8 protein-coding genes and 2 pseudogenes are annotated in these 8,398 nt (G+C 55.6%); 7 read left to right on the forward strand and 3 right to left on the reverse strand.

The annotated features are described in order from the left end of the window. Positions 1-114, reverse strand: a pseudogene (locus JJJ17_RS20115) (IS5/IS1182 family transposase); the annotation flags it as partial. Between the two features lie 760 nt (positions 115-874). On the opposite strand from JJJ17_RS20115, the gene JJJ17_RS20120 reads away from it, so the two are divergent. From JJJ17_RS20120 to JJJ17_RS20150, 7 genes are read left to right on the forward strand one after another with little or no spacing between them, the layout of a single operon-like run. Continuing rightward, positions 875-3,196 carry a type VI secretion system Vgr family protein gene (locus JJJ17_RS20120; RefSeq protein WP_234464237.1) on the forward strand — a complete coding sequence of 774 codons (2,322 nt, stop codon included), beginning with the start codon at positions 875-877 and terminating at the stop codon, positions 3,194-3,196. Beyond that, positions 3,193-3,882, forward strand: a complete 690-nt coding sequence (locus JJJ17_RS20125) for a DUF4123 domain-containing protein (protein WP_200689690.1) — start codon at positions 3,193-3,195, stop codon at positions 3,880-3,882. Before JJJ17_RS20120 ends, JJJ17_RS20125 begins: the two co-directional genes overlap by 4 nt. Position 3,883: 1 nt before the next feature. Further along, on the forward strand, positions 3,884-4,387 hold the full coding sequence (locus tag JJJ17_RS20130; RefSeq protein WP_200689691.1) for a hypothetical protein: 504 nt from the start codon (positions 3,884-3,886) through the stop codon (positions 4,385-4,387). Next, positions 4,380-5,327 carry an HNH endonuclease gene (locus JJJ17_RS20135; RefSeq protein ID WP_200689692.1) on the forward strand — a complete coding sequence of 316 codons (948 nt, stop codon included), beginning with the start codon at positions 4,380-4,382 and terminating at the stop codon, positions 5,325-5,327. The genes JJJ17_RS20130 and JJJ17_RS20135 overlap by 8 nt, the downstream gene beginning before the upstream one ends. Beyond that, the gene (locus tag JJJ17_RS20140) at positions 5,327-5,845 is read left to right on the forward strand and encodes an SMI1/KNR4 family protein (protein ID WP_200689693.1); all 519 of its coding nucleotides are present in this window, start codon (positions 5,327-5,329) and stop codon (positions 5,843-5,845) included. The genes JJJ17_RS20135 and JJJ17_RS20140 overlap by 1 nt, the downstream gene beginning before the upstream one ends. After that, positions 5,842-6,648, forward strand: coding sequence for a cell division cycle protein 123 family protein (locus tag JJJ17_RS20145; protein ID WP_200689694.1), 807 nt, complete (start codon positions 5,842-5,844; stop codon positions 6,646-6,648). Before JJJ17_RS20140 ends, JJJ17_RS20145 begins: the two co-directional genes overlap by 4 nt. An 18-nt stretch (positions 6,649-6,666) precedes the next feature. After that, the gene (locus JJJ17_RS20150) at positions 6,667-6,948 is read left to right on the forward strand and encodes a PAAR domain-containing protein (RefSeq protein WP_200689696.1); all 282 of its coding nucleotides are present in this window, start codon (positions 6,667-6,669) and stop codon (positions 6,946-6,948) included. A gap of 814 nt (positions 6,949-7,762) precedes the next feature. Here the strand turns inward: JJJ17_RS20150 and JJJ17_RS20155 are convergent. Both JJJ17_RS20155 and JJJ17_RS20160 read right to left on the reverse strand, forming a co-directional pair. Beyond that, the gene (locus tag JJJ17_RS20155) at positions 7,763-8,236 is read right to left on the reverse strand and encodes a hypothetical protein (RefSeq protein WP_200689698.1); all 474 of its coding nucleotides are present in this window, start codon (positions 8,234-8,236) and stop codon (positions 7,763-7,765) included. A gap of 46 nt (positions 8,237-8,282) precedes the next feature. Next, positions 8,283-8,398: pseudogene (locus JJJ17_RS20160) on the reverse strand (IS5/IS1182 family transposase); the annotation flags it as partial.

The following is an 8,398-nucleotide window of genomic DNA, read 5'->3' on the forward strand; positions in this document are numbered from 1 at the left end:
CAGAACAATACGATGATCCGCAGGCTTGCGGCCATTCGGGTGTCGGACGCCACGAATGAAGCCCTCAAAGAAGGCCCACTCATCGTCGGATATCAGGTTGCGCGCCAAGCCCATCTCCCAAATAGAGATGAGCTTGAACCATAGGACGCCTGCCAGCGGAATCCCTTTTGTCAACATAATCTAAGTCGTTGATTTATCGCCGCAGCAGGGAAGACTTAGCTGACAATCGACAGATTGAAATTTCAGGAAGGTTGCTGATGGCCCAGACGATGACGCGCCTTGAGAACAGGTCAATGATGACGGCCAGACCTACGCTGTGTCAGGCCGCTGGTGAGCGCAAGGCGGAACGCATCCCGCTTGAACTCCTTGCTGTGGGTCGCTGCCATATTCTGTTTCCTTTGATGAGAGCACCGCTCTCAGAAGACCGGAACGGAACCGGGACAGGTCCACATCTGTAAGGCGCGCAAGAAGATCCGGGCCATTGATACTCGGGCACGCGACTCGCACTCCCATCCAGATCGTCGCCCGCGCGGACAGGTTCAGGGTTTCGCAGCTGCTGATCGCGACCCGTGCTCTTGATGGCGGACTATGCCAAGACCGGCGGAAGCGGTGGCTGAACAGGGTTACCGCCAATCATTCTCATACGAGGCTCTGATGGTGTAGGCGAAACAGGGACCCATCCCATCGCTGCAGACAGCAGATAACCCTCCCGCCGCTGACGAAGAAAATATATTCCTCGATGGTGCCAGGAAATATACTAGATATGGCGGTCTCCATCCCAACATGCAAGGAATGTAAGGAACCTTGGCATAGCCATTTTTTTTGGGCATGCTTTTTAGTGATTATACGACTCCTTTCCCATGGAGCCTTTTCGATGAACGCACCACTCCGCCAGTCAGAGCGTTTAGGCCGTCTGACGACCGTGCTTGGGACTGATGTTCTTGTTCTTCTGCGCTTTGACGGCACCGATCATCTTAGCGATCTCTACGAGTACCGGATCGAGGCCTTGGCCACCCGCGACGATCTGGATTTCGACGCGCTCGTCGGCACCCATGCCACGGTCGAAATCGAAGGCCTTGAGGGGTTGGAAAACTTTGACGGCATCGTAACGCAGGCGCGTTGGGCGGGGGTGGGGGAAAACGGCCACCGCTATGACTTGACCCTGCGGCCCTGGTTATGGCTGGCCAGCCGCCGCCGCAACCAACGGATTTTCCATAATAAATCAGTGGTTCAAATCCTGCAGGAGCTTTTGCAAGACTACGCTGATCTGGGCGATCCGGCCTTGGAGATACAGCTTTCGCAGGACTACCCGACCCTTGAATATACCGTGCAGTACCGCGAATCCGACCTCGATTTCGCCCGTCGGCAGATGGAGCGGCACGGGATCAGCTTCCACTTCAAACACGCAATGGGCAGTCATACGCTAGCGCTGACCGACGACGTGCTGGCGCATCAGACAATCGGCGCACGTCCGTTCAAATCCTATAATGGCCACCACCAGTCGGATGGCGAGCATTTCTGGGACTGGACGCCAGAACGTAACATCACCACCGGCGCGATCCGGCTAACGGATTACGACTTCAAAAAACCCGATCAGGCGATGGAAGTGGATCGCCTGGGCGATGCCGCTAATGCGCAGGGTCAGATCGAGAGCTTTGACTATCCGGGCGACTATCTGGCCCAAGATGTCGGCAAAATCGTGGCTGGGCTGCGGACCAATCAGGAACGCGGCGCGGACCGGCGCAACCGCGCGGCCGGCGATATCGTTTCGCTGCGCGCAGGCAAGCGGGTGACGCTGTCGGGCGATCCAGTGCCGGGCACGGGCGAGACCTATCTATGCCTGTCGGCCTCGCACCACTTCGTGTCCGAAGCTTACGGCTCGGGCGGCCAAGGAAGCGACGGCTATTCCTTCACCGGCGCCTATGTGCTGATGCCCGACACCGCCCCGATGAACCCGCCACGGCGCACACATATCCCGGTCGTCAACGGCCCGCAAACGGCAGTGGTCGTCGGCGAGGGCGAGATCGATTGTGATGAATATGGGCGGATCCTAGTGCGGTTCCACTGGGATCTGGCCGGTGCCCACTCCATGCGGTGCCGGGTCAGCCAGAACTGGGCCGGGAATGGCTGGGGCGGCATGGTCATTCCCCGCATTGGCATGGAGGTGTTGGTCGAGTTCCTCGAGGGCGATCCGGACAAGCCAATCGTGGTCGGCAATGTCTTCAACGGTAAGAACGGCATGCCTTACCCCCTGCCTCAACATAAGACGCGTTCGGTCTGGCGTTCGAACACCCATCAGGGACAGGGATTTAACGAGATCAGCTTCGAGGATCAGAATGGGCAGGAGGACTTCTTTCTCCATGCTCAGAAAGACCTAACGACCAAAGTTCTGAACAATTTCAGCGCCAATATCGGTGCGAGCAGGGTCGACAACATCAAGAACAACTCGAGCCTAGTGATTGGGGATAACGCCGTCGAGCGGGTGGGCCGAAACAAGAACGTAACGGTTGGTGGTAGCGGTGCAGGCTTACTCGGCATGCTGATGCCGCTGCTGCAGGCTGGGGGAAAACTATTCCGCAGATCTGGCCAGAAAGCCGGGCTCGACCCGGTCACCGATATGGGCGGTCATGTCGCAGGTGGGAATGAACTACCGGTCGAGCTCATGACGCTTCTGGGCAATAGCGGCTTCTCGCAGAGTGGGGATCACCGCAGCGGTCAAGGTGTCTCGCAAAGCGAAAAGGCAGCGTCGCTGGCGGGCCAGATCGGTTCCATGATCGGCGGTTCGGGCGTGCTGAATTCCGTGATTGAGAGGTTCCGCACCGACACCATCGGACTAGCGCGGACCGAACAGATCGGGTTGGCCAAGAACACGGTCGTCGGCAATATCATGACGACCTCGGTCGGCAAGACGATGAAGGTGAAGGTGGGAGAGGATTACGATCTTGAAACCAAGAAATCGATCTTCAATCGTACGGTCAAACACACGCTGCACGCCAAGGAAAAGTTCATCATCGGCGGACCAGGAGGCTCAATCATCATCGACAATTCCGGCGTGACCATCAAGGCTCGGCATCTGAAGATCAAATCCCCAAATGTCGATTTCTCATCTGGTAATCCCGACCAGGTTGATGCGCTGAATTCCGAGAAGGCCTTCGTGCAGGAGTGCAAGGCGGGGAAGGGCGAGAGTCAGACATGAGTTTCGAAATTCCCGAGACGCTGACCAGCTCGCCTGAACGAGAGGCCTTGGCGCTTGGCCTCGAACAGGTTTTCTTTTCGCCGTTGGAAGAGGATGAACGGCAACGGCAGGCATCTGATGCGATGATTCCGCCGCTGCGTGCATTTGCGCTGCTGGATGCGTCACAGAGCCCCGATATTCCGATCTATCTTGAAGGATTTTCGGATCCTGTCCGCTGCCTGTTCGACGGTGCGGCCAACGACGACATGGCCGAGGTCGCGCCGTGGCTGGTCGAACTGACGCGCTATTCCGATGCTTGGGACTGGTTCGTCGAGGAGGGTTACGGCCAGAACTGGGGCATCTTGGTGCATTCCCGGCTGGAACTGCCGCGGTTGAAAACGCACCTCAAAAAATTCCTGAAGATCGAGGACGAGGACGGCGAGCGATATTTCTTCAAATATTACCGCCCGGAACACTTCAACCGATATGCACCCGGTTTCGACGACACGCAGCGCGCGGCCTTCTGGCGCGGGATCGAGGCTGTCTATGCCGAAAGCAAGGGTGATATGGCGATGTTGCTGCGCCACGGGCTGTATGGCGGCGGCAAACATCGACGGCAGAAGTTCGATGTGTCGGAAGCTGGAAAATCGCTGATGACCGGAAAGGCAGACCTCAACGACAACCCTTCCGCCCTGACACGAGGATAGCATGGTCATCAAGTTTACAAGGGAACAGATGAATTCGGCACCCATGTCCGATGTCGAATTTGCAGAATGGTATGTCGATGAAATTCTGAGAACTGAGTTTCCTGACACTGTCAAACAGCAAGGGCGCGTATCATGCATGCGGGCAACGAAGAGCGCACGGCGTTTTCTTCCGCACTTTGGTATTACTCGCCCAGATTTGCAGGGGCAGATCATGACCGTCATGTGGGCACTTGGGCCGAACTTCTTCGAGCATCCTGCCTTTTACAAGATTCTCACCGATAACAGCTTGACGCAGGACGAGAAGGTTGACCGGGTTTACACGGTATCCGACGAGGATGGCGGGCAGGCATTGGACAGAGCCGATGACCGATACTGGTACCCTCGCTTGGTGCCTGGAAATATCCTTGGCCTGAAGGCCTATAGCGAGATGACCAAAAAAGAGCTTTGGGAAGAGGATATCGATCCGGACGAAGAGGACCCTTGGAGCATTTTCAAAGATGGGTAATGCGTTAAGCGGCGTCGATGTGCCCGCAAATGATCCGGCTGTGCTCGCAGCGCAATCGCGCCTTGATGACGCTTCACAGGTATGGGTCGACATAGGGATCGAGGCGGGGCTTCTGGTTGCATCTTCCAGTCCGGTAGGTGGTCAGGTCGCCGACGGAATATCGCTGGCGCGGAACGTTGCGGCAGGGAACTATGTCGATGCCATCGTTGATGGGGTGGGCTTCGTTCCGGTTTTGGGCGACCTTTTCAAAGGATTTTTTCGCGGGCGCAAGATCAAGCGAGCGCTTGAAGCTGCGGATCAGGCATTGGACGTTGCTCGCAAGGGCTTGAGTCGCGCGCAAGAAATTGCGCGCCGTCGGATTGCTTCGACACGATTTTGGGGCGCCATAAAGCGCCGTCGCGATGAAATTCTGAAGAAATACGAAAATTGCAATGCGGCGCTTTGCCGAAAGCAACGTGATGATGAATTGCGTGCAATGTATCGTGAGAACGGCGTGAATCTGCCTGCGGAATCGACGGGAACTTGGAAAAATGCAGATGGCACACCCGCGGCGCTGGGCGAAGGCATGTTTGTGCCGGACCCCAACGATCCGGTGGGTGCAAACTTGTCCAGACATCTGAGTCGGCACAATGCCACTGGTATTCCATATGAAAATGGGCAGCCTAATCTGTCGGGTTTCCCCCCACCGGGATCTGCCGGTCCCGACGGAAAGGCTTGGTCTGTCGATATCGAGCAAAGTCTCAGCGGCAACCGGCAAGCCGACTTGGATGCTTCTTGGGGTACCTGGCGTGATCAATACGGCTCTGACTATCGAGATCCGCGCGGCGGTAGCTGGCATCACACTGGGAACGGTTCAACTATGCAATATGTTGATAGAGATCTGCATGGCGCATTGTCTCATACAGGAGATGTCGCTATCAACCAAAGCCCGGAGTTTTGATGATGACAGGAATAAAGTGGAATCCAGCTTGGCAGCTTGATCCGCCGGCGCAGATCGACATTAATCCAGATGGGACGGTTACTTTCGAAGGGCCTGTGGGTAATGTGCTGCTTCCGAAGGAATACCTTGATTTCTTGCTCATATCTGATGGAGCCGCTCTCCGGGATCGAGGCTCTTGGTTTCTAGCTCGATTCCAAAACGGCCTTCTAGTTGGCGAAATCGAGTGGCTTGGCGGCATAGATACGGTCATGGGCACAACGTGGAATCTGTACGTCTATCCAGATCCGGAGAAAAATAAGGTGCCGGATGGTTTCATCAACGTAGGTTTTGCGCCCGGGCAGGAAGATATGGACATTCTGCTGAACGTAAATCGAAGCAGTTCGGATTTTGGTAAAGTTTATGCTTGGATCAATGCCGATGATCCTTGGATGATCGGCGACAACACACGTGGTTTAGGCTTTGTCGCCAACAGCTTTAATGAGTTCATGAACAACCTGACCGACCGGAAGAACCTTTGAGCGACGAGGGCGAAGATCAGCATATCTGGCAGACATCTGTCAGCGAATGGCCTCAAGCCATTCGCGATCTTTGCTTGTCCATCTCTGAAATCGATGTTGTTCCTGCCGATGCAGCACTGATGGTTCTGCTGTCAGCGGGAGAGCGCGGTGAGGCGAGAGCGCGCCGACTTGCCTTTTCTGACGAGTTTCGCTCAGATCTTGATGCGATTCTGAACCGATATCATGATGGTGCGCATATTCGCCTGAATCTGTGCAGCTTCAAGCGAGGGTCTCACGCGCCCAAGATTCAGGATGCCGCAGGTTTCGAGGTAATTCTGGGTCGCCAGAACTACCGCGTATATTCGGTCTTGAAAGCTACGCTTGATCGCCATGAGGATATCCAGCTGTTTGCCTTTCCCTGGCGTTACATTCCGCCATGGTCCGAATTCCGCATGTTCATCAGGGACCGGCGGGTGATCGGCGTGTCCCAATATCACCATCAGTCGGGCTTCCCCGAAATTTCCGCCAACGAGCACGCGATCAAGGCGTCGCTGTCCGATTTTTGCAGCGACCTGCTCAATGCTCTGCATATGGAGACGGTGGTCGCGGATGTCTTTGTCGAGAGTCAGCAGAATGGTCGCTTCAGCACCACGTTGATAGAGCTGAACCCCTTCATCCAGCGCACCGATCCTTGCCTCTATACTTGGAAGAACGGCGGGGATTTCGATGGCGGCTTTCGGTATTACGAGGCTCCAGGTCACCCTCATGCAGTTCTGACAGGCAGGCAGCAATTAATCGACGACCCGTGGCGGTTGCCATCATAAGGATTGGGAAAATGTCAAATGGGTAAACCAATCGCCCTCGTGGGCCACCTGCATAGCTGCCCGATCCATGGCGGCGGCCCGGTCATGAACCCCGGGCAGGCATTTGTCAGATTGAACGGCATCCCGCTGGCCGTCGAAGGCGGGCACTGCGGCTGTCCCGGCACCCCGCCGCTGCCAGATCCGATGGTCAGGGGCTCCGGCACCGTCAGGATCAATGGTCGCGGGGTGATGCGTGTTCGCGATCAGACCGCCCATGGCGGCAAAATTCTGACCGGGGTTCCGACGTTCAATGCTGACTGATCCCCACAACCTGTCCGCGACTCCCGTGCCCACCTAAACTTCGGCGAATAACACCCACTATCAATAAAAACTGGTCGCGATAGGATTGAAATCGCCCTCAAGTGCGGCTCTCAGTTAGGGATGTCGAACACCCAAAAAAAAGGCGCTGAATTTCTCTATCGCTCCATACACTTCGATTTCCGGGTAGATTTATTGGATGGAAACATGCAGCGGCATGAGCAATAAGTGATATCGGGAGAAAGCTTTATACACTACGGCGCGACTGATCATCTCAAGGTCTGTAAGATCGCGAGTAGACCTTGAAGTTGCAGTCAGCGTCTCGAGCTTTACGAGCCCCAACACAGCAAATCTCGGTGCGCAACCAAGCTCACCATATCATGGCCTGTATCCTTTGAAGAGAACATTGTTCTCAGAAGATCGCAGTGAGATCGGCGCAGCTCTACTCCGCCATTTGTCAACATGACCTAAGGCGACAGTAATGCTATTGCTCCTCGACCTCCCGCGAGGGCCTCTCCGGTGACAAGAGATATGCCCGGTTTACGAGGCGGCGTCAGAACTTGAAGAGCAACGGCCATAGACGCCGCACCCGTATCGCCGAGAAAAAGTGCATGTAGCAGGAAAAACCATCAGGCGTCATGTGCAAAACTGCCACCGAGCACGGCGAGTACCGGCAGGTGGGACGGAGAAGACCACCTGCCGCAAATGTAGGGTCCCCAGCCGATCAATGGACATGATTATCACCGCACCATTGAAACGACCACGCGCCAGTCACGATGTGGTAGCGCGTGAAAATTGCACAACAGATCGACATGGATCACGTCAGATCAGCCACCAGCACAATAACCGGTCCGGTGCCATCCGATTTTCTAAGAACATAAGCTCCCGAGTTCCACTCATGATCAAAGCCATAGGCGAAATCATATTCTGCAGATGTATCCTCAACATTCAGCTTGGGCAGAAGCCTGTCTATGGTTGCAAGCGGCAAGAACTCGGGCTCCAACAATGGAGCCAGTTGGATTCCCGTCAGCGGGGGGCCTCCACCAAATACCAGCACTCCCGCGCTGTCTACGCCGACAAAGTCGGCAGCTTGGCAGGCGGACGTCTCGAGCGCGCCAAAATCTGTCGTTGGGAAAATTGCCTTAAGAGCGTCGACCGTTGTTTGCACTTGAATTTCACGACACACAGTGTCTTGTGCAGAGTTTTCCACCGCGGTCTGGTTTCCTCCTATGTAAGCAAAAGCCGCGAGAGCGGTGGCTCCAATCAGAATGATGTGGCGAAGATTTTTCATCGCTTTTGCCCTTGTTCGACCACTGTCGGTACAGATGATGCCTAGGTCATGTTGACGAATGGCGGAGCCATAGCCTGATGCAGGCGACGTCTACGAAGCCGAGGAAACTGTCTGCAGTTTTGTCGTAGCGGTTTGCCAGCCGGCGGCTGTTTTTCAGCTTGT

Origin of the sequence: Paracoccus caeni (genome assembly GCF_016629665.1) — a bacterium.
Taxonomy (GTDB): Bacteria; Pseudomonadota; Alphaproteobacteria; order Rhodobacterales; family Rhodobacteraceae; genus Paracoccus; species Paracoccus caeni.